The sequence below is a fragment of the Pseudomonadota bacterium genome (genome assembly GCA_018823135.1).
In the GTDB taxonomy this organism is placed as follows: domain Bacteria; phylum Desulfobacterota; class Desulfobulbia; order Desulfobulbales; family CALZHT01; genus JAHJJF01.
On sequence record JAHJJF010000059.1, the window covers coordinates 1 to 25348 of the forward strand.

Consider the following 25348-nt stretch of genomic DNA (forward strand, 5'->3'; position numbering starts at 1 on the left):
CAACTGGTGGCAGGTCCAATCGAACGCGCCAAAAAACTCATGCCGCAACTCCTGCAAAGGCAGCCCTTTACATTTGAAAATCTCGAGCAAGGCATACGACTCATTCTCTGGGGATTGCTGAAAAAAATCGTTGTGGCCGACAGGTTGATTCATGCCGCCTATCCGGCATTTCTTGATCCCGGCAGTTTTACAACCGGGGAACTCGTTTTTTCTGCAAGCGGTATGCTGGTTGCCCTGTATCTTGATTTTTCCGCCTATTCCGAGATCGCCCGCGGCGTTGCCCGTCTTTTCGGCATCCGTTTAAGCATTAACTTCAATTTCCCGCATACCGCCACCAATGCGGCTGATTACTGGCGGCGCTGGCACATGACCATGTCATCCTGGGTGCATGATTATCTGTTTGTCCCCCTGGGTGGCTTTCATCCACGCCATTTCTGGCGGCATACCAGAATCACTCTTATCACCATGGGTCTTGTGGGACTCTGGCACGGTGCGGCATGGAATTTTATTTTCTGGGGATTGGGGCATGGACTCTATCTGATCATCTATCAGATCATCCGGCTGAAGATACTGCGAAAATATCGCAAACATGTTTTTTTCATGAGTCTGCCCTGGCGATTTGGATCATGGTGTTTCAATATTGCTACACGGGTACTTATTGGAGTTTGTTTCTTTGCCCCGGATTTCAGCAGACTTAAAATCTTTCTTTACCGCATCCTCATTCAACCTGACCTGGCAGGCTTTAACAAACCCTCGATACTTCTGGGGTTGGGGATTATCATATCTTTCTGGATATTTCATTATCTCCGCTCAAAATCCGACATGCAGAAACATATCGATACCTGGAATCCCATGTTGCGGGGCGCAGGCTATGCCTTCCTAATATATCTGATCCTCTTCGGCGCCGTGGACACGGCAGAGCAGTTTATCTACTACCAGTTCTAAATGAATCCAGGCAAAAAAACAGCCCCGAATCGCAGGGCCGTTTTTTCGAATCATTATCTTAATCAAAAATAATCAGGGGCAATCAGAAATAACCGTCTGTGGTGCAATAGCGGTTGGTGTGACCACTGGTGAATTAACCCAATAATTCGTATTCTCAACAGCCGGATACGTCACTATATCTCCGGTACTTCCCGAATTATTGAATTGCGCCACAGCCGTGGTATTTATCACGGTCGCGGTTGTCGGGCTGTCCAGAGAGCATCCAAGAGTTCCGTCACCAGTAAGCCTCATCATGAATGGGGATTCCGGGTCAATTGATGCATCATCATACGTATCACCAACAGCAAAATAGCCCCCGTCTGAATTCTGCCCTAAAGCCAACGGGCGTCTGTCATAGGTGCCGTTGTATTGTTTTTCCCACTGGACGTTACCGCTGCTGTCAAGGCTGACAATCCATGGGGATTCATTAACCCCTCGAGTCGTGCCGGCAACAATAACCGCACCTGCGCCGGTTTCCCTTAGATCATTCGCGCGTTCTTCATTACCTGCAACACCATACAATTTCTGCCAGGTAATTGTGCTTCCATCACTGCTTACCTTCACCACCCACATATCATTGTCACTTCCATTATAGGTTTGACCTGCAAGAACATGACCGTCACTGGTCTCACTCGCGGAATAAAGATAGTCCCAGATTGTGCCAAGTCCCCGCACATAGGTATACTGCCAGACAACAACGCCTGTATTGTCAAGCTTCATCAAGGAATAATCAGTATCAGCCCCGCCAAAGGAACTGGTAGAGCCTGCAACCAGAAAACCGGACTGATCGGAGGCCTGATAAATCTTACTCGCAGAGTCATTGCTTAACTCTCCATAAGCAAAGGTCCAAACCACATCGCCGCCGCCATCAAGGGCCAGAGCCCAGATCTCCGCCCCGGCAGGGCCAAGGCCATAGGTGGTGCCGGTAACAACATATTCTATTCCTGAAACACCGGTCACTACATCAATGGATTCTATGTTATCATGACCAGTCGTGCCATAGGCCTTGTTCCAGGTAATGTTCCCGGATGAATCGGTTTTTACGACCCAGAAATCATCGGTGCCGGCGATGCCAAGATTTGTATCTCCGGCTACGATATACCCTCCGTCAGCAGTCTGCTTGACAGCACGAAAGATTTCACTAGTAATAGTGCTTCCATAGTGATTGGCCCAACTCAGGGTGCCGTCTGCGGCAAATTTTGCAAGGACTGCCTGAGTGTAGTTACCCGCCACATCCAACACATAAATAGATCCCGCAGCAACAAAGCCGCCGTCAGCGGTCTGCTGGCCGTCGTAAAACACTCCATTGCTGTAATTAACCCCACCCATGAGAATTTTAGAAAAAGTAGTCTGGGTGGTGAAACTCCACGGGTTATTTGCATTTGCTGCCAGCGGATTGCCGGCAAGATCCAGGGCACCGGCGGTAATAGTCGCGGTATAAACGGTATTAGGTTCAAGATTGGCCGAAGGTGTAAAGGTAAAGGTGTTGGTGCTGGGGGGGCCAACTGCCCCGGCAATATTGCTCGCCCCGTCGTTTACCGTAAAGGTCGTGGTATTTACGGTTGCAGTTGTCATAGTTTCATTAAAAGTTGCTGCGACCGTACTGGCAAGAGCCACTTCAGTGGCGCCATTTGCAGGGATTGTAGAACTCACCAGAGGCGCTGTGCCGTCTGCGGTAGTAAAAGCCCAAGTATAATCAGTTGAAAAAGGCACACCCAGTACATCTTTCACAGCGGTTGAGAGAGTGGCGTCATATGTTGCGGTGTATGAGAGATTTGCAGACGGGGTAAAGGTCACAACCTTTGTGGACCAATCGTAAGATACTGTACCTGCTATATCGGTTGACCCATTGTTCACTGTAAAAGTGGTTGTGGTGAGGGTTGCCGAATCAACGGGTCCGGCAAAGGTGGCGCTGATCGTGGTGTTCACTGCCACGCCTGTGGCGTCTGCGGTCGGTGTTGTAGATGAAACAGACGGACTGCCTGAATAAGCATCCATATTCACATCCAGGGTGACCGAGCCGGAGGAGGCCCCCACATCGTAATAATAATCACCCACCCAGGTCACAACACCGCCCGCATCCATGCACTCGATGACAAAATGGCGGTTGCTGCCGTTGGGCACATCAAGGGTAATGGTGACCACGTCTGGCGGCGAGACACCAACCACCTCGACAATATCAGCCATACCCGCACCACAAACGGTTACCCGCACCGTGGCCACCGTCAGATCGTTGATAACCGCTGATGAAAGGTTACTGCCGCTGTCGGAAGAACCCCCGGGGAAATGCAGACTCAGGTTGACACCGGTGGAACCGTCACCAAAGCCTGCCCCACCATCATTACCTGAGCAGGAAACAAGCAGGGACAGGGAAAAAACCAGACCAAAAAGAAAAAATATCCGTTTCATAGCAATTCACCACCAATAATTATTACTGAAACTCAAGCACAATGCTTACCGGAGTCGTCGAATCGCCAACCGTTCCCTGGGGCGCCGGACGATAAGTATCGCCACCTATAATTCTCGGCCAGACATCAAAAAAATTCCGCAAATCAGCCTCATCGTCATCCGCCAGTTGAACCTTTGGCGACAGCGGCGGCGGTGCCCCTTTTCTGGTGTCGGTAAAATCTATCTCCGGCACGCCCTCAACCGTCACCTCATAGACAATGGGACCGATATCCGTACCGGTTGTCGAGCCAGTCTGGTTGGTAATCTGGAATGCCTCCGGAAAGGACGGCGGGCTGCTGCCGGTCACGGTGGTCATTTCACCTGCGGAGAGTTCCTGCTCTCCCGCAACGGAAGAATCGCTGTTTTTGACCAGAACTTTTCCTTCAAGGACCGCGATCCCCGTGGAATTGGTAGCCGGGTCGTACCAGATCAAAAAAATGGTGCCGCGGGCTGCGGCAAAAGCCGTCGGCGTCTTGACGCTGAAATCGGCATTGCCCACCACCGCCCGGAGTTTGCCGTCCAGAAGCTCGTAAATCGACTCGACCCGCTTATCCTCAGGACTGTAGATATATTGGCTCACGGCCAGACGACTCATGGGGCCGAGAGTGAGGATGCTGTCGTCCCTGAAAAGCATTTTCACCCTGGAGTTTTCCCGGGTTGAAATATTGTCCTTTTCAAGGAGCGCCAGGCGCTTCTCAGCCTTGATTTCCTTTTCCAGCCTTTCGACAAAGGCCGTGCCGCGCACCGAAACCACATCTCCGGCCTTGTCTGCGGCAAAAATACCCGTCTGCCATCCCGAAAGAATAACAGCAACCAGAATCAACAAGACGATTTTTCTCATATGCCTATCCCCACAACAAATCCGGTAATATTTCGCGTAAAATCCGTTTTCGCGATATTGGAATCATTGATCACATAATTTTCAGTCAAACTCAACGTCAGCCATTTAAGGGGATTCCAGACCACAACCAGGGAATACTCCTGAACCTTGTCCTTGCGGCTGGTGGATTCCCCAGGCCAGGTGTCATCGTATTTTTTGTCATAATAGGAGCCGTCGACAAATAACTGGATTTTGTCAATTGCCGAACTCAGCTTTACTGATGCCTTGTGCCCGTCATATTGCCAGTAACCCATATCGGCGCCCTTGATATCATAGGCATAGCCCACGGACAATCCGAGATTTTTCGCAAGAAGGATCTTTTCGGTGACGCCTATTGTATCGCTATCGCCGTTCCTTGATGAATTGGTGGTGAACTGATCAGAGTTGTCAAAGTCCTGAAACTCATGAGCATAGTACAGCTCGGTGTGCAGTTTCGGCGAATGGCTATAGGAAAATACCGGCTTGATTGTATTGATGGTGCTGTACTTTTCACGCCCCACCAGGGAATAGTTCAAATCATATTCAAGGGCGGTGCGGATCGGTCCCCTGGGATCGTACTCCCCTGAAAAGGTAAGATTATGCTGGTGAACGTCATACGCATGCAGGGTATCGTGGAGACTCTGATAAAACATATATCCGGCACTGGCCTTGAAACTGTTCTTTTCAAAAAAGGCCCAGTTGCCGCTGATTACCGCAAGCCAGCGCCAGTCCGCCTCATCGGTCTGGGTCAGAGGATCTTCCGGCTCGAGGATAACATTGTCATCCCACTGGCCGCCGATGAGTAGATTCAGGGTATAGGTCTTGTCCCTTGCCCTGGCCGCAGCGGAAATTTTTGCAAGATACTTTCCTGCCACGGTCTTTGAATGGTCGTCAGCCTCGCTGCCGACAACCTCGCTGAAAAGATCCCCCGCATCCTCCCAGGCATCCAGATGATAGAGGACAACGCCGAGCTCGAATTTCGCCCGCCACGAATCCGGATTCTTCCTGAGGAGCTTGACAAAATAGCCTTTGGCTTCGGAGTATTTCTCGTTTCGGGACCAGGCAATGCCCATAAGCAGCATGGCCTCGGTGTCATCGGGCTTTACGTCCAGGGCCTTTTGCAGATGGGTCCTGGCCTCCTCAAAGGAGGCACTTTCAACGGCCAGAGAACCCTTGGTCATGGCGATCTCAAATTCCTTCTCTGAAGCAAGCGCCATACCGGAACAAAGGATTAACCCCAGAAAAACCGACACCCGGAAAGTTACGAGCCATTTCTGTTTCATGAAAACAACCCTTGTAATCTGTTAAAATAATGAATGTTTTATCCACAGCAGCTTTGAAGCAGGCCGTGCAAAACATATGTTAGACAACAGAATCTAACTGATTAATCAATTCTCTGCAACGTGCAACTTACAGTTGTAAGGTTATTTTTGACTGATCGCAGCCTTGACTCACAACTATCAGGCCTCCTTGTCCGGATGGGGAATCGGCCTGACTGAAAACACCTTCACCGGCAGATCTTTCCCCTTAACCTTGACGGTGTCGGCTTCCTGAAGATCAATATGACCGAACCGATGATTATCAACCAGAGGCTGTAGTTTCGCCAGGGTAAATTCGGTTATCAAAATACGCGTTTTGTATTGCCTGGTCAGTGCTTCAACCCTGGCGCCCAGATTTACATGATCGCCGATGGCAGTAAAATCCATCTTCTTGCCTGCAGCGCCGATATTGCCAATCAGTACCACACCGGTATTGAGGCCAATGCCGATATCAATGGCCTGTTTGCCTTCCGACTGCCACTTTTCCCGCAGGCGATCAAGTTGATCCGACATATGAAATGCGCACCGCATGGCGCGTTCGGCATGATCCGCTTGCGCAACGGGCGCGCCCCAGAATGCCATGATCTCATCGCCGACAAACTTATCAAGGGTCCCGTCCCAGTGGAAGATGATGTCGGTCATTACCCCAAAGTATTCATTGAGCATTGCAACCACTTCCTCTGGCTCTCTTTTTTCTGAAAACGAGGTGAATCCGGCGATATCGGAAAAAAGGATGGTCACCTCCTGGCGATAGCCGCCGAGCCTTGCCATTTCCGGATTATTAATCAATTCGTTAACCACTTTGGGAGACACATAACTGGAAAACATCGAGCGTAGGCGCTTGGCTTTGCGTTCTTCGACAAAATATTTGTACGCGCCGAAGAGTATGGTTATGACAACCATGTTACCGAAGGGATAGACAAAATTCAGATAATAACTGTGAATCGTGAAGAGATACTGGTTTAACGCCACGTATAATGATATGAGCAGCAAGGAAGCAAGCAGCGCCGAAAACGCTCTTACCTTGGGCAGCAAAAAAGACAACAGCACACCGCTAAAAAGAATTATACAGGAAATCACTGAGACCGGCGTGTTGAGGATGAAATGCTTGTTCAGAATATTTTCAACAACCGTGGCGTTTTTTTCAACCGCCGGGATACGCGCCGAAAACGGCGTCACCATGAAATCATAGGTTGAAATGGCCGATGTTCCGAGAAAGACAATTTTTTCTCTGAGCAGGGAAATATCAAAAGTGCCGTCCAGCACATCGGCTGCAGACACATAATGAAATGTTCCTTCCGGCCCGAGATAGTTAACCCGCATCCGGCCGCGGATATCCGTCGGGATAAAGGTGTCTCCGAGATCGATGCCGCTGTGACCCTGGACCACAAGATCATCTGTCCCCATATTCCTGGCAAGTGCGGCGGCAACGAGTGACAGTGACGGGAAAAACTCATCCTTAAACTTGATATAAAGATGCTCGCGCCTGAGCTTGCCGTCGCCGTCCGGCGGGCTTACCACATGCCCGAGAATCGCATTGGCATAGATCACCGGCACGGACAAGACCTTTGACTTGTGCACCTCAAGCGCCCCCTCCAGCTGCGAAGAACGCTTTATCTTGAGAATGGCGTTATCAAGTAAATAATCAGGGACTTCATCATCATTGGGCGGGGCATTGGGGTCGAAACCGGCGGCAAGGGCGATTCTTCCATAATACTTCTCAAAAACACTTCCCAGGGCGGCGTCTCTTTGCGGATTCTCGGGTTCCGGATAGAAAATATCCACCACCAAGATCCTGGGATCGCCGGTGATTATTGTATCAATAAGCTCTGACTGAAGGTCTCTGGCCCAAGGCCAGCGGCCGAAAATATCCAGACTTTTTTCATCTACGGCAATGATTAAGATATTTTCGGGGGGCGGTGGCGGGCTGATGATATTTCTCAGCTGAAACCTGTAATCGAGAAACATCGCCTCAATGGTTTCGTTGACAATCCGGGGCGACGATATATTGAGCAGAAAAAACAGCGCGGTGATTGCGAGTCCAGCCAGGGTGATGAAGTTAATTTTCCAGGTTTTCTTCATGAACAGCCTTCTTGAGCAGAGCAGTACCAATCATATGGACAGCTATAAACTCACGACAGCATACCTTGATTATCAGAAAGTTTTTTTAATAAACATATTGTTTCTTTACACAAATAACCTTTCTCCTTCAAATAATTCATGATTATTCAGCTTATACGTCCTTGAACTCTGAAACCTTGTACCTGATCCCCATGGCGTTGGCACGGGATGCCATGCCTTCCAGTAAAGAATTCACCTCAGTTTGTGATTCTTCAAAATAGAATAAATGCAAAGACGACATGCGCCTTTCACTTTCCCGCTCCCGGCCTTCACCCGGAACCATTTTCTTATATAAAGATTCCAGCTCTTTCATGGCCTCACCCATGGTCTGATATCGCTCATCCGGGTTATTCCTACAGGCGCGCAATATAAAATTCCTCAGGGCTTCAGGGATGTCGGGTCGCTCTTCTTTAGGATCGGGAATTTCTTCGCGTAATCGTTTATTAATAAAATTACCGATATCGTCATCCTGATGAGGGCGTCTGCCGGTCAACATTTCATACGCCGTAAGCCCCAGTGTGTAAATATCAACCCGGAAATCAATCTCATCATTCCTGATCTGTTCCGGTGCGGCATAATGAATGGTCCCTTTAAGGGTCGCGTGATCAGTGCCGGATGAAAACGCCAGACCGAAATCGAGCATCTTTACCTGGCCGTCATTCTGAACAAAAATATTGGCCGGCTTCACATCATGATGCACAATCCCTTTTCTGTGGGCATATTCAAGTCCGGCGCATGCCTGCTTGAGAATGTCCAGGGTTGTTGTGACGTCCAGGGTGCCGAGCCTGTCCAGCAAGGCTTCTACTGTTCCACCTTCCAGGTATTCCATAATAATGAAAATCGTCTGGTACTGTTCTTCGATATCGTGCACCTGAACGATATTTCGATGGTTGAGCTTGGCAATGATCGTTGCCTCCTTCATGAACTGATTCTTAAACATCGTATCCATGGCCATCTGATGCTTGAGCATCTTGATCGCTACCGGCATTTTAAGCTGCGTATGGAATCCCTGGTAGACAATGCCCCAACCGCCATGATCAATTTTCATTTTGACCAGGTATTTGCCCACGGTCCGGTCGGCAATTATCGGAGAATTTTCCAGGCGATCAGTGACCAGTTCAGTGAGAAATAACCGCACGTCCTCACACTTTGCAGCAATCGCGTCCATCTGTTTTTTGGGCAGACGCCATATCTGCATGTCGGATAATGCCGTAACATCGGCACACCGCAACTCCCCGGTCAGAACCGCCATTTCGCCGACTATTTCCCCCGGCCCCAATTGTGCAACCCTGTGTGGCTGGTCATCCTTTAAAACCAGGATCTGACAGGTGCCGGACTGAACGAGATACAGACAATCGCCTTTTTCACCCTGGGATATAATATTTATACCGGACAATATTTCAACTTTCTGCAGACGGTTCAACAACAACCAGACGGCATTGGCAGGCAGGCATTCGAACATGCCGGTTTGCATGAGAAAATCCATATCAGCGACAAGGGATGCAAGCGCCTCTTCCTTGATTGCGGATTGCCTGCCGGGCTTCCTGTTTTTCTTCAACTCTAGACCGGCAAGCTGCCCGCCGCCTGAAGAACCCTTCCCGACCCAGGAAATCCCGGCGCTATATTTTGACCATTTTTGTTTACGCGAATCGCGCAACAGAAAAAAGATTTCTTCTCCCTGTTCAAAGGAATATTCGGTCTCAATCAGAAATCCGCCCTTGCTGGCATTGATGACTGCCACAAAGAAATAGGTGATATCTTCATATGATGGAAGATTTTTACGCCACGTCCTCCCCTGTCCGTAAACCATGGCAATTTCAGGTTCTGATATCTGCTGCCTTTCCCATCGACGCCTTTCTTTTCCAGTCTTCATCATCCCATCCCCCCGATCTTTCGTGTTGCTTCGTCGTTAACCGATCATTCACAACTTGCCTCGGCCCTAGAAACAGCGTGAAACAGCCTTTCACCGGCATAAAGATGAAAAGCAAACCTTACCGATGCGCTATATATTCCTGGCGGGATGCACTGCGGTTATAATAAATACACTGTCGCGTCGCTCTTTTTGCTGTGCGACAAGGTCAAAAACGTATAAAAATCTGTCGCAGATGCCTGGCATGGCAGGGGAAACAATGGCCGGCGACGTTAACGCATTCGTAAAAGATCGCGAATCCTGCGCAGTAGATTCCTTTTTGTAGCCGGGGGTCAAAAAAACGATCAAATCGTTGAATTTACTTTGCTTTTCTGCACCCCAATCAGTCTATACCCAAAAGGCATAACAAATCAATTCGAGACGGGCGTCTTACTCCTTAGACTTCTTGATGACAGAAAAACCCAATAGCCCCAGACCCACGACAAGTGTGCCGATTGCAACCGGCCAGGTAATTCTGTAACTGCCGGTCTCCATGGCATTGATGATGAATACCGTAGCGACAAACAAAACAAAATAACTGGCGCTGCGGTAGGAATCCGCCTCACTGTATTCCTGTTCATCTGCAGGATGAATAATAACCGTTTCATCGTCAGGAGAATTCATCTCTTGAGAGAGATGCCTTTCATCCTGCTTGTCCACCCCACCTTTTTGTATACTCTGCGACGAACTGTTGATTTCCTGATCAGTCACGATTTTCACCTCATTTATTTTATATCGATATTAGACTTTTTACCGTAGCCAAACTTTACAAGCTTTTCAAGAGGCATCACAAAACATGCATTCAAAAGCAGGTAACGGCACCTCGCCGATATCGTACCTGCCTGGTTTTTTAAAATAACCCAAAAATTTTTTCCGCATATTTTCTTGACATCTATTCCCATCAAGTTCCATCATCATTTCATCTCTCATGCAAGTAATAATTTACAAGATAACGAACTTTCAAATATCAACCAGTCCATAAAAAGGAGGAAATCATGCGAAAAGAATTAGGTATCATGTTGGTCTGTGCGGTATTGCTTTTACTAAACACCTCTCATGTCTTTGCCTCGGCTGAAAAATGCATATCCTGCCACAAAGATATTTCGCCCGGACAAGTGATGGATTGGGAAGCAAGCAAACACAGCAAAGAGGATGTAACCTGTTCCACCTGTCATGGCGACAAACACAACGATGCGTCAGACGCTAAAATGGCGGCAATGCCCGACGAAGCCGTCTGCGCCGGATGCCATGAAGACCAGTTCAACCAGTTCAGCAAAGGGAAACATAATTTCGGCTGGACTTCGCTGAATGCCATGCCGGTCACCCATGTGGAACCTGATGAATTAATGGAAGGCGGTCGGGGTTGCGGCGGCTGCCACAACATGGGAATCAAATCCGAGGCCCAGAAAAAAGAACAACTGGAAAAAGGCTATCACTACCAGAACAATTCTTGCGACGAATGCCACACCCGCCACAGCTTTTCTAAAAAAGAAGCCTTAAATCCAAGAGCATGCCAGCAATGCCATATGGGGTATGACCACCCGCAATGGGAGATGTGGAGCAGTTCCAAACACGGCACCCGTTATCTTTCCAAAGAAGTCGGCGACTTGCCTGAAACCGCGGCAGCTCCCAAATGCCAGGATTGTCATATGCAAAACGGCAACCACGAAAACAGGACGGCATGGGGGTTCCTCGGGGTCCGCCTGCCGCTTCCGGAGGATAAACAATGGGCTGCAGATCGTGTGGTTATTTTAAAGGCACTCGGGGTCCTGAACCCGGAAACAGGCGAGCCCACGGCGCGCCTTGATGCGGTAAAAGCAGTTGACCTGGCCCGCCTGACTGAGGAGGCATGGTCCACGGAACGAAACAAAATGATCAAAGTCTGCACCCAGTGTCACTCCGAAACCTACGCCCGAGAACAGCTGGCAATGGGTGACAGCATTATGCAGAAGGCTGATCGTTTAATGGCCGATGCCATAGAGATCGTAGCCGGCCTCTACAAAGACGGCATCATCAAAAAGCCCAAAGATTATGCCTTTGCCTATCCGGATTTACTCTATTTCATGCGTACCAGCGGCTCGGACATTAATCACATGTCCCATATCGACCAGGCGCTTTTTGAAATGTATATGAAACACCGGATGCGCACTTACCAGGCTTTCTTCCATATAAATCCGGATTATGCATACTGGTATGGCTGGGCGATGATGACCAAGGAACTGGGCAAAATACAGGAACTTGCCCAGACCATGAGGGCAACCCACAAATAAGCAGAAGAATATATAAACGAATAACACAAGGGCTGCTGAGAGAATCCTTCTTTTAGCAGCCCGTGTCTAATTATACATGCAATCCCCAAAATTCTTAATCCACTGTCGCTGGAAAGAAAGCCGAGACATTCCAAAAGAGATTTAATATACTGTGGTCCTCGCTGCCCTTTACCTGTCGCCCGAGCTGACATTGTAAGGTGCTGCGTGAAGGTTAGAACCTTGGCCTTTCCAGAAAATCTACAAATTCAGTAAATTCGGAGCTTCCTTTATGAAATATCGACATTCCCTGTTCATTGCTTTCCTTTGCTTCCTGCTTCTTACGGCAGGGTGCAATAAAGCAAAAGAAAATCCGGTGCCGGTTCGCCTCGGTCTGGTAAACGACTATGCCTCAGTGTTCTCACCGGAAGAGACTGATGCCATGGCTGCCGATCTTGCCGCTTATGAAAAGGAAACCTGCCATCAAATAATTGTCTTGACCGTCCCCTCGCTTTCCGGCGAATCAATTGCAAGCTTTTCATCTCGTACAGCAAACGACTGGGACATTGGCCAGGAAATGCTGGATAACGGAATTCTGCTTACCCTTGCAATGGAAGAAAAATCAGTGCGTATCGAAGCAGGCACCGGTCTTGAATTCATAGCCAAGGATGAGGTCGGCAAACAGATTCTTGATGAGGAAATACTTCCAAGTTTTCGTCAGGGCCGAATGACCGAAGGGGTGAATAAAGGCATAAGTGCCATTAAGAAGGCGGCGCGCCTGGTGAGTTATCCGGACAATCACCGGCCTTCCATCTGCCTCGGCCAATAACTCTGTTTCTCAGTCAACCCGGCAACTTGCTGATCCGACACTTCCCTCGGCGAGTTTTCAGCATTCAGATGGCGAATCAACCCCAGAGGCCGACCAGCCAGAGGCTCAGGAACGGGAAATAAGTAATCAGGGCAAGGGTCAACAGCAGTAGTGCGAGGAATGGCAGGGTTGCCCGGTAGAGTTCGGTGACCGGTTTATCGAATTTGTAACTGGCCAGAAACAGGTTCAGTCCCACCGGCGGGGTGCAGTAGCCGATCTGCAGGTTTGTGAGAAAAATGATTCCCAGGTGGACCTGGTCAACGCCGTATCCCTGCGCCAGTGGAATAATCAATGGAACAACCAGGACCAGGGCTGAAAAGATATCCAGCATGGACCCGACAATCAGCAGAAAAATATTCAGGACAAGCAGAAAAGTATACTTGCTTGAGATATACTGCCTGATCAATTCAAAGAGCCGCGCCGGGACTTCCTGATCCACCAGGTAATTGGTTGATGCCATGGATGCGGCAAGCACAACCAGGATCCCACCGAAGAGCATCATACTCTGCACCATAATGCCGGGCAATTTCTTGATGCTGATATCCCGGTAGATCAGAACCTCAACGATAAGCACATAGAGGGCGGTCACCGCCGCAGCTTCGCCAACCACAAAAAAGCCGCCGTAAATGCCTCCAAGAATGATAATCGGCAGGGGTATTTCCCATACCGCCTGCCTGAGGGCGGTGAAAATATCAAGTCTGGTAATTTTTTTGCGAAAAGCACGATCTTTCGGACTCTTGCTCACACTGTAGGCAACCAGCAGGGCAAGCATCAGCAGACCAGGAAGAACCCCGGCAAGAAACAATTGATCAATTCTGGATTCTGAAATAACCCCGTAAAGGATCAATGGCAGACTGGGCGGGAAAAGCAGACCAAGACTTCCTGACGATGTAATCAGCCCCAAGGAAAATTTTTCTGAATAACCATCTTTGACCAGGGCGGGAAAGAGCAGGCCCCCCAAAGCAAATATCGTGACTCCCGAAGCACCGGTGAAAGCGGTAAATATGGCGCAGACACCAAGGGCAATCACCGCAAGCCCTCCCGGCATCCAGCTGAGCAGAACATTGGAAAGATTGAGCATGCGATGCGGCGCACCGCTCTCGGAAAGCAGGGTGCCGGCAAAGATGAACAGGGGGAGAGAAAGCAGCATCGGCGTATCTGAAAGACGTGACATTTCGATAATTACTACTGAAATATCAATATCCGCCCCATAAAAGGAAAACAGGGCAAGGCCGGCGATGATCACAAATAACGGAGCACCGAGAAGCGCAGTGAGCAGAGTGATAAATTTAAGTATATTCATGCGCTGAGTTTTATTTCACTTGAACAAATGATTTCGGCAGGGGATTTTTCTCTGCAAAACAAGGAAGTTCAGTAATGCTTGCGATGAGAAAACGTAAAGAGATCAGAGCAAAAGCAATGGGAAAAACCAGGTTCCAGATCCATGAGGGAACGGAGAGCAGCACCCGGTTGCCGAATTCCGCTTCGTTGCGGATGAAAATAATTGCCGCCCAGGTGAGGATTCCACAGACAGAGGCTGAAAAAAGATTGATAACCATCCGCAGCCAGGGCTGATATTTTTCGGGAAGCAGGTACGATATGATATCAAGGGCGATATGCTTGCCGCGGCTGGTTACGGCTGCCGCACCGAACAAGCCGGCCCAGATCACCATATACCGCAGAAGCGGGTCGATCCAGAGATAGCCGCCGGTAGAACCAAAACGCAGAAAAATCTGCAGGCATGCGACAATGATCATTGCCGCAAGCAGCAGGCAGAGGAACAACTCTTCCAGCCGTAAAAACCAGAACCCCATAAACCTGAACGAGCTTTGCAGTTGTTTGAGCATTGGTATCTTCCGTGCCGGAGCAATAGGATGTCAAAAGGCCGGCACTCAGCTATTTGGCCTGCGCACGATACAATTCCAGCTGATTGAGTGTTTCGGTATAGATAGTTTCAGAAAAGGCTCTGCCGATAATCTGATTGACACTCGGAGTCCGATACGATTTCAACTGTTTCCGGGATTCATCATCCACGGCAACCAACTTGACCCCGTTTTTCTTGAGCACTTCAAGGGCCTCATCATTACTTTTTCTGGTTTCGGCAAGGAGTATGCCAAAGTATTTCTGCGCAGTGACTTCGATTATATTTCTATACTCAGCCGGCAGCAGGGAAAATTGCTTGCCGTCTAAAAGAAAAGCACCGTATGCATAGCTGAAGGGGATATCGGAAATATAGCGTGCCCTGGTGAACCACTGCATGACTATAGCGCCGTAATACGAATTAAAAACAGTATCAACCAGGCCGGTCTGCAGGGAAGTAAGGACATCGGGGATGGATAAAACAGTTCCTTTAACTCCGGCTGTTTCCAGATAGGGTGGATTCACTTTATCACCCTCAGGCAGCCAGGTTTTGTTTTTTCTCATATCTTCAAGGGTTGCCAGGGGCGTGGTTGACATGGCATAAACAAAACCTACTTCCGACATGGCGATGAGAGCCAGCCCTTTATCCTCAAAAGCCTTTTTAAAATGGGGCATAAGCTTTATCTTCACCCAGTCGACTTCTTCATAAGAGTCGAAAATAAAAGGTACCCCCATGACCCGGAAATCCGGGACAACCTCGCTGATTCCAGTCATCGTAAAGCCGCCGCCATGGAGCTGTCCGACCTGCATTTTTCTGTAGACCGCCTGCTCATTGCCCATGACCCCGCCGGGATATACCTTGAAGGCCACCTCACCGTTGGTTTTCTGCTGAACTTCATTGGTAAATTCATCAAACTGCCTGGCCCATACGCTCCCCACCGGGGCAAGGGAAGCGATCTTAAAAAGATATTTCGACCTGGCCTGGGCGGTAACACATATACAGATAACAGCTACAGTCAAAAAAATGATAAGCAGAGATTTATTCAATCGGGTCATGAAAACTCCTTAAAAAAAATCGTCTATTTGATCGAGAAGCCGGCGGGCCTTTCTCTTGGCAACCTGGTTGGTCAGGGATAATTCAGGTCGGCTTTCAAGGGGAAAATCGACTACTTCCTGCAAGAGTTTTCCATACAGGTCGCGGTCAAAGGTCATGCGTGCGTAGTTTTCCGCAAAAGCCACCTGGACCGCCAGAAACTGGTGGTTGCTGATGGCCAGGGCCTTTTCGAAGTGCTGCCGGCTTTTTTCCGGTTGGCCTCCATACATAGAGGGCCGGGATCCATAATAAACCCCGAGGAAAAGATGCGCGGCACCGTTGTAATACGTATCCTCCAACTCAACGACCTTAAGCATGATCTGCTCTATTTTTAAAAGATCCGCCAGGGCCGCAGGCGAGCCATCCTGATGCATAATGTTGGTGGCCCAACCGTAACCGCCCCAGAAAAGGGCGTCCACATCATTCTTGTTAAAGCCGGAAATGGCATTCTCGAACTCAGTCACCGGTTTTTCCACATTTTCCCTGAATTTCGGAAAAAGGCCAAGAAGGGTAAGACCGTATTTTTTGGCCTTGAGGCTCAACTGGCCCATCCGCTCATCCCGGTTGCATTCGGCAAGAACCGCCGTATAAGATGCATAAGCCTGGGTGCCGGCCATGAGCATCTTCAGGCTTTGAGGGTTGGAAACGATAAGGCTGTCAATAATCAGAAGAAAAGAAGGCGCCCCTTCACAGACAAGATTCAGATCTGTCTGCTGCTGGAGATTCTCAAAGGTAGGATCAATAACATAGTTCACCACCACGGTGGTACAACCACTGAACAATACAAGCAATATAAGGGCAAAGACTGTTCGTCTTATTGGTTTGGACATATGATTTTGCTTCCCGCAGTCCGCCTCAGGGGGAGGGGAATCTCCGTTAGCAGAAAAGTTAATCTGATCAGATTCCATCTTTGATCATGTTTATTTTATTCAAAAGAATCTAATATAAAAAAGTTAAAAAGGGATTAATTTTTCAAATTGTATATTATTTTTTTCAGGTTGCGCTGAGCGGCACATATCTCTTTCGCTGAAAGCGGCTGCTTCATATAGCTGAGGTATAAATTAACTAACCCGGAAATTTCTCAAAACTATTCACGACATTGGGTTAGCCCTCTTGCTGATCACTTCAACCGAAAATTAACGTGCGTCCGGTAAAGGACTGCAACGTTATTTCCGTCAACCTTTCCGGGGATAAATGTTGATTTGAGAAAGGCCTCAATCGCTGCCTGGTCAAAAATCTCACCCGCAGATTTCAGGATTGTAACCTTCCGGACCATCCCCGTATCATCGATGAGTGCTTCCACCTTGACCGAAGCAGACCGGCCGAGCAGCTTCATGCTTTCCGGAAAAACTGGAGTCTCCCGATGCAGAAAACGAGGTGTTGCGGTCAACTTGAAAAACGGCACAGGGACCGGCAATGGCTCCTGAACAGGTATTCCCTCCGGTTCCGGCTCGGTAGATTCAAACACCCCGGCAGTTTCAACAGTCTCCTGCTCCTGGACCTGCACTTCCTTGCGGGTCTCTACCGGCTCAACAATCTTTTCCTCAACAGGTTGCGCCAATTTTTCTTGCGGTTTTACAACGATCTTTTTTTGCGGTATGGGGATTTTTTTTACAACCGGTTGTATTTTTTCAACCTGCTTTCTCACCGGCGGGACGGGAGGTTTCAGTTCCACCAGTTCGACGATCAGTAGAGAATTCTTAAGTCGATCATGCCACGCACCTGATGAGAGTAGCGGGATCATCGCAAACAGAGAATAAGTAAGAGATACCCCGACAAGCACCGCAATACACGAATCAAAGACCTCAGCGTTCAGTTGCCTTGTCATCGGTGGCGATCCCTATTTTTTTTGCGCCGCAGCTCTTCCCGGCATCCATCACCCGGATCAATGCTTCAGTGGTGGACCTGCGATCCGCCTTAATCAGCACCATATTATCCGGATGGAATTGCAGGGTTTCCTTTAACAATCTTTTCAAATCCTCCATAGTAATCCGCTTTTCCTTGAAAAAAACTTCCCCCCTTTGATCCACAGTGACCACAAAATGATTGTTTGTGAGTTGAGCGGAATGTTCTGATTCAGGTTTTTCAATCTGCAGGCCGGACTGTTCCGGAAATACGGTGGTAACCATGAAAAAAATCAGCAGCAGAAATACGATATCGATCAATGGTGCCATAACAATTTCAGGCTTTCCACCGCGTGGCTTCGGTATATTCAAAATGGCTGGATCCATCAATTGTCACTCTGCCCGGAATTTTCTGTACCCTTCTGGGATATAAGGACATCAATATCTCTACTTAACAACACATGCAGACTCTGCTCAGTAATCGTCATCAAAAGCCCCAGACGCTGCACCAGGACATGATGGAAAAAAATAACCGGGATGGCAATAGCCAGGCCGCTTGCCGTGGTCAATAAGGCCTGAGAAATTCCCTGGGCCATTGCCTCTGAATCTCCTGTGCCATGAAGCGCCACGACTTCAAAAACATTGATCATCCCGGTAACCGTCCCCAGCAGTCCCAACATGGGCAACAGTGAACCCAGGGTGGCGATGGTGGGCAGAAAACCTTCCAGGCCCGACATGGTTCCGGCCAGCTGCACATTAATCTCTTTTATAAGTCCCTCTTTTGAATGTATCCTGGGCCATTCCAGCTTTTTAAGCAACCTTGAAACAGGACTGTGCCCCTTCTGCTTGATAAATTGAACAAGATCGACCTCTCGCCTGTTAAGCTTATCAAAGACACATCTGGCATGACGAATTTGTCTGGTCAGAGAGATAGTCCGCTCCACCAGCATGATCATCGCCACACAGGCTGTGACAAAGATCACCCACATCAAGGGACCTCCGCGCTCCATTAAAGACATGAATGTAAAAGGCATAGTACTTCCTTATTAAAATTTGCTCTCAACCCCGAAAAACGGGAAGAACAACATATCGGTAATCGGCGTCGGATTATTAACATCCTCATACTCGGGACCATAATCATAGCCGATAATATTTTCCTGGAAAGTGGCGTTCTGCAGGTCGATATAGAATTTCATCTTCCATTCATTAAACATGAATTCCCGGTCAAAACGCAGATCAAGTTTATAATAAGTCGATGTGCGTTCACCGTTATGCTCTCCATATTCCGGTATCCAGCGGCTGGTTGGATCAGCCGGGTCCTCCCGGTGACGGCCGGTGACACTGGTATACGGGGTGCCGGAATGAGTGGTGAAACGAAAACTCCACAGCCATTTGTATCCTATGCCCGGGAACGGCTGCCCCCAGACAAGGGTGAGTGAAAACGGCCGGTCACCAGAGAAATCCCGGGTTATACCGGTGATATTATTGGTTCGCTCCGACTTGCTGTATGAAAAACTCATCCAGCCCATCTTGCGGTCCTGCTGTTTTCTTTTAAAAAATACATCAAGCCCCCAAGCCTCTCCTTCTCCCTCATTGGCAAAATTATCCGGCGGATCATTCTGATCCAGAGGAATTACCAGGTCGGTCATCTCCTTGTGGTAGACCTCTGTCTTAATGCTGTAAAGGGGGGTGAGCTGATGCTCTATTCCCAGAATCCGATGCTCAGCCTTGGTAATGTCCATGCCGGGATTGCCGAAATTCTCCAGGATAACGCCGCCCTCGGGCATCTGGACATATCGCCCCAGGGTTGCGGTGAGCAAGGTATCCTGAGTGAGGGCATACTCGACAGTTCCGCGGGGAGAAAAATCCTGGGAACGAAAACCTCCTGAGACTCTGACATCTGAATAACGCAGGCCCAGAATAGTTGCCATCCTGTCGGTCCACTGCAGGCGTTGTTTAACATATGGAGCTACCCCTGTGCCATAGAGGGTTTCATTAAAATGGCGCTTTTCAAGGGAAGTAAAGTCAAAATCAATGTCATCCTCGGTGGGTGCCCGGGAAATGTAAATATCCACCGGGATATCATAGTAATTCAAGGATAGTCCTGTAAAAATCCTGTGGTCGTTATTCAACTTCCAGCACCATTCAGGCTGCAGCATGTAATGGTTGATCTCGTCTTTGATGAAAAATGGCGCACCGCTATCGTCACGGCCCAACTCCACATCTTCTTCGATTCCGGCGTATGCCAGGGCTATCGTCTGATCAAGGTTGGCCGACCATTTCTGTTTCCAGTTCAGTCCTATGGTCAGATAAGAAATGGTTGAAGATAATTCACCCTGAAGATGCGGATCTGATTTGGCGGAATCATTGAGTTCCATGGCCATGGTGTCGCCTGCCCCGAAGATGTAGAATTCCAGGTTGCCTTCCGTCAGCTTATGATTATAAATCCCCTGGTAATCATAAAATTCAGGCACCTTGGTTATCTGATCCGGATTCTCATCATCCGTATCCTCAAACAGGTCATTGAACTCGGTGGGAGAAAAGAGCAGATCAATATAACTGCGGCGGCCGGCAAGGAAGAAACTGCCGTTGCCATCGGCACTGCCGACCGGGCCTTCAAGGAGTATTGATGAGGCCAGGGTCGAGATATCCAGATTGTAATGCATACGATCATTCTCCGGGGTCCGCAGTCTGACGTCAATGACCCCGCCCAGTGAATCCCCGTACTCAACGGGATAACCGCCAAGAAAAATATTCATGTCCTCAATAATCGCCGGATGAATGGTTGATTGCTCCCCACTCCAGTGATAGAGATAGCCGATCGGGACCCGGTCAACCCAGATGATATTGTCAGCAGCGCCGCTGCCCCGCATATACACCCCACCGGTACCATCCTGAGCCATAACCACACCGGGTAAAGAGAATATTGTCTTCAACGGGTCGCCGCCGCTCCCCGGGGCCAGGAGTAATTCTTCTTTTTCCAGACTGAGTTTGGACGCCTTCTCAATAATGCGCTCAGCCACAACCTCAAGGCCTTCACCTTCAACTATGATCGGCACAAGATAAACCTCAGTAAAATCGCGCTCTGCAGGTAACTCCTGAATCAGGACTTCGTAGCCGGCAGCCAGCACCTTGACCTTCTTCGGCCAGTCAGCACCTGTAAATGTTACATCACCATTTTCATTGCTGGTTTCATAGATTTCACTTTCATCCAGCACAACACTTGCCCCTTCTATGGGCACCCCACTGCCTTTCTCCAGAACCTTGATGGTGAAATCGGCGCCGGAGGCCTGCTGGACCGGGAGTAACAACAACAGCAGGGTGCCAAAAATGCTGTAAACCATGAAGGCACAAGAAGTGTTAAGAATCGTTTTCATTGAAGGTTTTATTCTCCGCAGCTAACAATATAATGAATCCGTTCCTCATAACAAATACCCACATTATTTTCAAACTTAATTCATGGGTTTTATCATAACTGCAATTTTATGATCACGCTCACATTAAATACTGAGCATTCTCTCCTGTCAAGGACTAAGATCGTAGTCCTAAAAAAAATGGGGTTACGGAAAAGCGTCCCCCGGTTTGATATTGGATGATATATTCATGATGTTGCCTCCGGTCCTAAAACCGCTGCTATGGTCAAAACCTATGACAGAAAACTAAAGAATGTCGATGCTACGAAGTAAAATCAATAATGCCATTAAACGCCCTGGCTCTCACCGGGCCTTTTGATTCCCAGAATAAATAGAAAAATCAGATTTTTTTCGGAAAAGCACAAAAAAAGGGGTTACGGAAAACCGTAACCCCTTGGTAATACTGGTCGGGATGAGAGGATTATCAGCCCACAAAACGGCTGATGATTGACACGACTCCGGCCCCTTCGTTTTTTTTGTTTCGCCTTTTTTGTTCAATGACTACCTTGCAAATCACAATCGATACTGATATCATAAGACCAAAAGCTTATCGATGGAGGACTCGTCATGCAAACAGTCACAGTCTCGCCTAAATTTCAAGTAGTTATTCCTCGCGACGTAAGAGAATCCTTACAGCTTCGTCCAGGTCAGAAAATACATGTTGTAGAATTTGATGGAAGAATCGAACTCATTCTTGATCGTGATATTTCAGAACTCCGAGGATTCCTTAAAGGCATAAACACTGACTTCAAGAGGGAGAAAGATAGAGTATGAATATTATCGATTCCTCAGGTTGGTTATCATATTTCGCAGATGAGCCTTCAGCAAAAAACTTCCACGATCCTATTCAGGATACAGCCTCGCTTATTGTGCCGGTTATTACCATATATGAAGTCTTTAAGGTAGCCTTGCGCGAATCAAGTGAAAATGATGCATTACAAGCTATCGCGGCAATGCAAAAAGGAACCGTCATTGATCTTACAACAACATTAGCTATTAATGCGTCAAAACTAAGTTTGCTGCATAAACTGCCTATGGCTGACAGCATTATTCTTGCAACTGGCAGGCAATATAATGCAACCATCTGGACGCAGGATACAGACTTCATTGATATCCCTGATGTGAATTACTTCCCCAAAACATAAAAAAAGAGAATCATGGTATCTGCCGTGATTCCCTTATACAACTGGTCGGGATGAGAGGATTATCAGCCAACAAAACGGCTGATGATTGACACGACTCCGGCCCCTTGAATTTCATGGAACACCGGAGGTATTGGGTTATTGTTCCAAAGTAATTGACCCCACTCTTTCCACAAAAAAGGGAACCATGGTTTTCACCATGATTCCCTTATGGAACTGGTCGGGATGAGAAGATTCGAACTTCCGGCCCCTTGAACCCCATTCTCAACAATATCTTTTTTATTCTAACTGGTTATCAAATTCCTTTTTCGGACTCCCCTCTCCACAATCCCTTGATTCTACGTTGCCGAATTAGACTTTTTCGGACTAAATATTCACGTGATTTAGGGAGATAGTGTGACTTTTAGCTTTCGGTTGACATCGAAAGGGAAAAGACCCAGTCAAGTACCAAGACCGTCAATTGAAAGAAGTTGAACATTTAAAAAAAATCAAAACCCCCACATGCAATTTGAATTCACCAATGAGCCAAGCAAAGACCCCTCGCTCCTATATAGGCGACGTAATAATTCTACAGACAGATATCAATTTCGATGAAGCGATGTGGGTTTGCTCTGTATTGCTCCGCAAGTTGCTGAAGCGTATTCCATCGCGTTGCGTGTGACGGACTCTCGTATAAGGGTTCTTTCATTGGGATCGCAGTTAGCATGGACTTACGTAGTAGCATTGCTCTGATTTTCTGCGTGCGAACAGGACCAGCCCGTTCGCAAGTGAGGCACAACAGATATTCTCCACGCTCCACAGACATCCCAAGGTCGCGCTTGACCTGTCCAATGGCGAATCGCTCGCTGATTACATTGAGCACTGCGTTCAGATACAACCAGCAGTCGTCTTTCGGTATGGGTAATATTGGATCGGCGGCAGTCGTCTTCTTAGCGAGATCCAAGATTGTTTTTACAGCAGACGAATTGAGGAATACTCCGTCGCAATCCGTCTCCAGGATGGTGCGAATCTGTAATACGCCATCTTCGATTCTGGTTAATGATACATTCAATCGGTCGAGGAATTCGCGTTTACGCCAGCGAGTCCGTGCCCGTTGGGCGACCAAGTACGAGGCGACACCAGTCGCTACCGCGATCCACAACAACTCGGGCCAGTTACCCCACAGATATTCGACAAGTGATTTGAGTACATCAGTCATGGAAACGATCCTGTTTTACAAACATTGGCAGTGTACGGGTGGAATGATGTTCCAATTCCCATGGTCTTGAATTGTAAGTCTCCTGGAAGTATAAAATGTAATGGATGCCCCCCTTTTTTTCACTTTTTCTTTTTCAAGTTCTTCGAAACAGAAACATTTAAGTATCTAGATCCATCAGCTTCTCAGCGTATATCTTGTATCGTAGCAAATCTCCCATCCGACGGTATACTTCGCTTATAAATTCATATACGTAGCGCAGATTCGAGGTATGGTGTATGGCTGTATAGCACTGCTCGGCTCTAAGAAAGTGAGCAAGCGCCAATTGTAGATTCTGCTTTCTTGCCCAAATCACGCCAAGATGCAAGTGAGCGGTCCCGGCAACCGATTTGTTGCCAATTTCAAGGTTTATATACAAAGAAACCTCAAAATGTTCTATGGCCTTGGCGTCATTACCAAGCTCCTCAAAAGCAACGCCAATGTTTCCTTGACACTCCGCTTGGCCCAAGTGATTTCCGAGGATTTTATCAATTCGCAACGATTCCTCGAAGTATCGGACGGCTCTCTCATATTCACGCAGACGCATGCTGACGTTTCCGAAATTCGCGTAGCAGTCGGACTCCAAAGATAGCAGGCCAAGATCTTTAGCAATTGCGCAAGCGTCGTCTAGGCACGTCTTACATTTTTCGTATTCTCCGACATGGATATATGAATTCGCTACATTCACAAGGCAATTGGATTGCATCTCTCGATTGCCCAATCTTAAGGCCGTTCGATAAGATTCGAGGAAGTAGTTTGTGGAGTCTTTGTATTTTCCTAATCGCGCGTAATCGTTGCCAAGCGACTCGTAACTCATAGCCGTATGCTGTTCGTCATTTAATTTCTTAAAGAGCTCTACTGCTTCCTTGTGGTTACTTATGGCTTCTAGTATATCACTACTTTTATTGCGGTCATTACCGATGTTGAGAAGACATTTTGCTTGAGTCTCAAGATCATTCTGCTCCATAGCAACCTTTATCGCATTCTCCCAAAAAGATTGCGAGGCATCGAAAAGACTTACTTGACTGAAAAGATGCCCTGCAACGAACTCTTTCGACGAAGATATCGTTCGCGTCCAGGCAAAGACATGATCCTTCCAATTCTCCGCAGAACTTGAAAACACGTACTCGCCGATTCTCGAGTCGGATTTATACACGCAACGCCATATGTACTCGACAAATCGATCCGTATTGCAGAGAAGTCCCGTGCCTGGAAAAACAACAAAGGGACTTATATGTTCTGTCGTCGTCCACTGATTTCGCGCCATCTTGTTGGCATCCTGTTGAATAAAAAGGACGTCCTTAAGATTAGTCTTAATGCGAATAATCTCTGGTATGATGTCAAAGAAGTCGCTACAGCTATACCCAAGGACCATCACCCTTTTATGTTCTCCGGACGAGAATAGATACGAAAGGGCTTTCCCTCTCTTTTCGGACAACGTATGACGTGCAACTTGCTGGATCACAGTTCTGATCGTCTCGCTTTTATCTACGCTCCCATGAATCTTATAGAGGCGGATATTCGACGTAGCTTTCTGCTGAAAATCCGATTCCTCGCAGAAGCGCTCGTAATGTACATGTTCGCGCAAACCTTCCTCCTGAAAGGCTCTTTCGATCAATAAATCGAAATTTGTCGTGAATACGACTTTTACATATCCTAGTTTAGCGAGTTTTGCGATTAACCTGTGGTTTGTATTAGGAACGCCTAGTCGAAATACATCGAGAATAGAAGATAAATCGGAATTCTTTGATAAAATTTCCATGAAGGCTTCAAAAGGATATCCGGCATTCTTGAAAAGCTCAATGTCTTTGCTGGTCAGGTTCAGGAGACCGAGTATCTCGTATACAAGATCATTGGCAAGAGGTAGCCCTGAATTCCAAGAAATCCCGGCACCGCAAAACAACGCAAATTCATGAGGGTTCAAAGCATTGAGATCTATGTCTGGTATAGCGTTCATTTTCGATCAGCGATCCTCTCCTCCTGGGAATTTACGGCGATTCCAGAATCG

The 25348-nt window shown here is 47.9% G+C and carries 21 protein-coding genes; 5 read left to right on the forward strand and 16 right to left on the reverse strand.

From position 1 onward, the window contains the following. The coding region (locus KKE17_05440; GenBank protein MBU1709434.1) for a hypothetical protein at positions 1-945 on the forward strand (945 nt) is incomplete at its 5' end. Positions 946-1017: 72 nt separating this feature from the next. Here KKE17_05440 and KKE17_05445 read toward each other — a convergent pair. The 6 genes from KKE17_05445 to KKE17_05470 form a co-directional block, all read right to left on the reverse strand. Next, positions 1018-3393: an Ig-like domain-containing protein gene (locus tag KKE17_05445; GenBank protein MBU1709435.1), complete on the reverse strand. Its 2376-nt coding sequence runs from the start codon at positions 3391-3393 to the stop codon at positions 1018-1020. Positions 3394-3415: 22 nt separating this feature from the next. After that, positions 3416-4273, reverse strand: coding sequence for a FecR family protein (locus KKE17_05450; GenBank protein MBU1709436.1), 858 nt, complete (start codon positions 4271-4273; stop codon positions 3416-3418). Beyond that, on the reverse strand, positions 4270-5574 hold the full coding sequence (locus KKE17_05455) for a tetratricopeptide repeat protein (protein MBU1709437.1): 1305 nt from the start codon (positions 5572-5574) through the stop codon (positions 4270-4272). The genes KKE17_05450 and KKE17_05455 overlap by 4 nt, the downstream gene beginning before the upstream one ends. 177 nt (positions 5575-5751) lie before the next feature. Further along, positions 5752-7692 (reverse strand): adenylate/guanylate cyclase domain-containing protein, encoded by a 1941-nt coding sequence (locus tag KKE17_05460; protein ID MBU1709438.1) that lies wholly within the window; start codon positions 7690-7692, stop codon positions 5752-5754. 151 nt (positions 7693-7843) lie between these two features. Then, positions 7844-9607 (reverse strand): protein kinase, encoded by a 1764-nt coding sequence (locus KKE17_05465; GenBank protein MBU1709439.1) that lies wholly within the window; start codon positions 9605-9607, stop codon positions 7844-7846. Positions 9608-10030: 423 nt separating this feature from the next. Further along, complete coding sequence (locus KKE17_05470; protein ID MBU1709440.1) at positions 10031-10351, reverse strand: hypothetical protein; 321 nt, start codon at positions 10349-10351, stop codon at positions 10031-10033. Between the two features lie 284 nt (positions 10352-10635). Between KKE17_05470 and KKE17_05475 the strand changes: the two genes are divergently transcribed. Together KKE17_05475 and KKE17_05480 are read left to right on the forward strand one after the other, a co-directional pair. Continuing rightward, complete coding sequence (locus KKE17_05475; protein ID MBU1709441.1) at positions 10636-11910, forward strand: cytochrome C; 1275 nt, start codon at positions 10636-10638, stop codon at positions 11908-11910. A gap of 268 nt (positions 11911-12178) precedes the next feature. After that, positions 12179-12715: a TPM domain-containing protein gene (locus KKE17_05480; protein MBU1709442.1), complete on the forward strand. Its 537-nt coding sequence runs from the start codon at positions 12179-12181 to the stop codon at positions 12713-12715. A 76-nt stretch (positions 12716-12791) separates the two neighbouring features. Here the strand turns inward: KKE17_05480 and KKE17_05485 are convergent, their stop codons facing one another. From KKE17_05485 to KKE17_05520, 8 genes are all read right to left on the reverse strand, one after another. Continuing rightward, on the reverse strand, positions 12792-14057 hold the full coding sequence (locus KKE17_05485) for a TRAP transporter large permease subunit (protein ID MBU1709443.1): 1266 nt from the start codon (positions 14055-14057) through the stop codon (positions 12792-12794). Positions 14058-14067: 10 nt separating this feature from the next. Beyond that, a complete protein-coding gene (locus tag KKE17_05490; protein ID MBU1709444.1) occupies positions 14068-14601 on the reverse strand; it encodes a TRAP transporter small permease subunit in 534 nt (177 codons plus the stop codon). Between the two features lie 49 nt (positions 14602-14650). Next, positions 14651-15670, reverse strand: a complete 1020-nt coding sequence (dctP, locus tag KKE17_05495; protein MBU1709445.1) for a TRAP transporter substrate-binding protein DctP — start codon at positions 15668-15670, stop codon at positions 14651-14653. A 9-nt stretch (positions 15671-15679) separates the two neighbouring features. After that, entirely contained in the window at positions 15680-16537 is an 858-nt protein-coding gene (locus tag KKE17_05500) for a TRAP transporter TatT component family protein (GenBank protein MBU1709446.1), read from the reverse strand. A 290-nt stretch (positions 16538-16827) separates the two neighbouring features. Further along, on the reverse strand, positions 16828-17535 hold the full coding sequence (locus KKE17_05505; protein MBU1709447.1) for a TonB family protein: 708 nt from the start codon (positions 17533-17535) through the stop codon (positions 16828-16830). Beyond that, on the reverse strand, positions 17513-17881 hold the full coding sequence (locus KKE17_05510) for a biopolymer transporter ExbD (protein ID MBU1709448.1): 369 nt from the start codon (positions 17879-17881) through the stop codon (positions 17513-17515). The genes KKE17_05505 and KKE17_05510 overlap by 23 nt, the downstream gene beginning before the upstream one ends. A gap of 56 nt (positions 17882-17937) precedes the next feature. Further along, positions 17938-18540 carry a MotA/TolQ/ExbB proton channel family protein gene (locus KKE17_05515; GenBank protein ID MBU1709449.1) on the reverse strand — a complete coding sequence of 201 codons (603 nt, stop codon included), beginning with the start codon at positions 18538-18540 and terminating at the stop codon, positions 17938-17940. 57 nt (positions 18541-18597) lie between these two features. After that, positions 18598-20928 carry a TonB-dependent receptor gene (locus KKE17_05520; protein ID MBU1709450.1) on the reverse strand — a complete coding sequence of 777 codons (2331 nt, stop codon included), beginning with the start codon at positions 20926-20928 and terminating at the stop codon, positions 18598-18600. Positions 20929-21531: 603 nt separating this feature from the next. Between KKE17_05520 and KKE17_05525 the strand changes: the two genes are divergently transcribed. Next, positions 21532-21738: an AbrB/MazE/SpoVT family DNA-binding domain-containing protein gene (locus KKE17_05525; GenBank protein ID MBU1709451.1), complete on the forward strand. Its 207-nt coding sequence runs from the start codon at positions 21532-21534 to the stop codon at positions 21736-21738. Continuing rightward, positions 21735-22109, forward strand: coding sequence for a type II toxin-antitoxin system VapC family toxin (locus tag KKE17_05530; protein ID MBU1709452.1), 375 nt, complete (start codon positions 21735-21737; stop codon positions 22107-22109). Before KKE17_05525 ends, KKE17_05530 begins: the two co-directional genes overlap by 4 nt. A 565-nt stretch (positions 22110-22674) precedes the next feature. Here KKE17_05530 and KKE17_05535 read toward each other — a convergent pair. After that, positions 22675-23304 (reverse strand): hypothetical protein, encoded by a 630-nt coding sequence (locus KKE17_05535; protein MBU1709453.1) that lies wholly within the window; start codon positions 23302-23304, stop codon positions 22675-22677. Positions 23305-23461: 157 nt separating this feature from the next. Further along, positions 23462-25297, reverse strand: a complete 1836-nt coding sequence (locus KKE17_05540; GenBank protein MBU1709454.1) for a tetratricopeptide repeat protein — start codon at positions 25295-25297, stop codon at positions 23462-23464. Between the last annotated feature and the right edge of the window lie 51 nt (positions 25298-25348).

Bases quoted from the DNA above. Each gene is read 5' to 3' on its own strand.
- KKE17_05485 (MBU1709443.1), bottom strand. From the start codon at position 14,057: ATGAATATACTTAAATTTATCACTCTGCTCACTGCGCTTCTCGGTGCT.
- KKE17_05465 (MBU1709439.1), bottom strand. From the start codon at position 9,607: ATGATGAAGACTGGAAAAGAAAGGCGTCGATGGGAAAGGCAGCAGATA.
- KKE17_05520 (MBU1709450.1), bottom strand. From the start codon at position 20,928: ATGAAAACGATTCTTAACACTTCTTGTGCCTTCATGGTTTACAGCATT.
- KKE17_05490 (MBU1709444.1), bottom strand. From the start codon at position 14,601: ATGCTCAAACAACTGCAAAGCTCGTTCAGGTTTATGGGGTTCTGGTTT.
- KKE17_05500 (MBU1709446.1), bottom strand. From the start codon at position 16,537: ATGTCCAAACCAATAAGACGAACAGTCTTTGCCCTTATATTGCTTGTA.
- KKE17_05530 (MBU1709452.1), top strand. From the start codon at position 21,735: ATGAATATTATCGATTCCTCAGGTTGGTTATCATATTTCGCAGATGAG.
- KKE17_05475 (MBU1709441.1), top strand. From the start codon at position 10,636: ATGCGAAAAGAATTAGGTATCATGTTGGTCTGTGCGGTATTGCTTTTA.
- KKE17_05535 (MBU1709453.1), bottom strand. From the start codon at position 23,304: ATGACTGATGTACTCAAATCACTTGTCGAATATCTGTGGGGTAACTGG.
- KKE17_05445 (MBU1709435.1), bottom strand. From the start codon at position 3,393: ATGAAACGGATATTTTTTCTTTTTGGTCTGGTTTTTTCCCTGTCCCTG.
- KKE17_05450 (MBU1709436.1), bottom strand. From the start codon at position 4,273: ATGAGAAAAATCGTCTTGTTGATTCTGGTTGCTGTTATTCTTTCGGGA.
- KKE17_05460 (MBU1709438.1), bottom strand. From the start codon at position 7,692: ATGAAGAAAACCTGGAAAATTAACTTCATCACCCTGGCTGGACTCGCA.
- KKE17_05480 (MBU1709442.1), top strand. From the start codon at position 12,179: ATGAAATATCGACATTCCCTGTTCATTGCTTTCCTTTGCTTCCTGCTT.
- KKE17_05525 (MBU1709451.1), top strand. From the start codon at position 21,532: ATGCAAACAGTCACAGTCTCGCCTAAATTTCAAGTAGTTATTCCTCGC.
- KKE17_05510 (MBU1709448.1), bottom strand. From the start codon at position 17,881: ATGGCACCATTGATCGATATCGTATTTCTGCTGCTGATTTTTTTCATG.
- dctP (MBU1709445.1), bottom strand. From the start codon at position 15,670: ATGACCCGATTGAATAAATCTCTGCTTATCATTTTTTTGACTGTAGCT.
- KKE17_05540 (MBU1709454.1), bottom strand. From the start codon at position 25,297: ATGAACGCTATACCAGACATAGATCTCAATGCTTTGAACCCTCATGAA.
- KKE17_05455 (MBU1709437.1), bottom strand. From the start codon at position 5,574: ATGAAACAGAAATGGCTCGTAACTTTCCGGGTGTCGGTTTTTCTGGGG.
- KKE17_05505 (MBU1709447.1), bottom strand. From the start codon at position 17,535: ATGACAAGGCAACTGAACGCTGAGGTCTTTGATTCGTGTATTGCGGTG.
- KKE17_05515 (MBU1709449.1), bottom strand. From the start codon at position 18,540: ATGTGGGTGATCTTTGTCACAGCCTGTGTGGCGATGATCATGCTGGTG.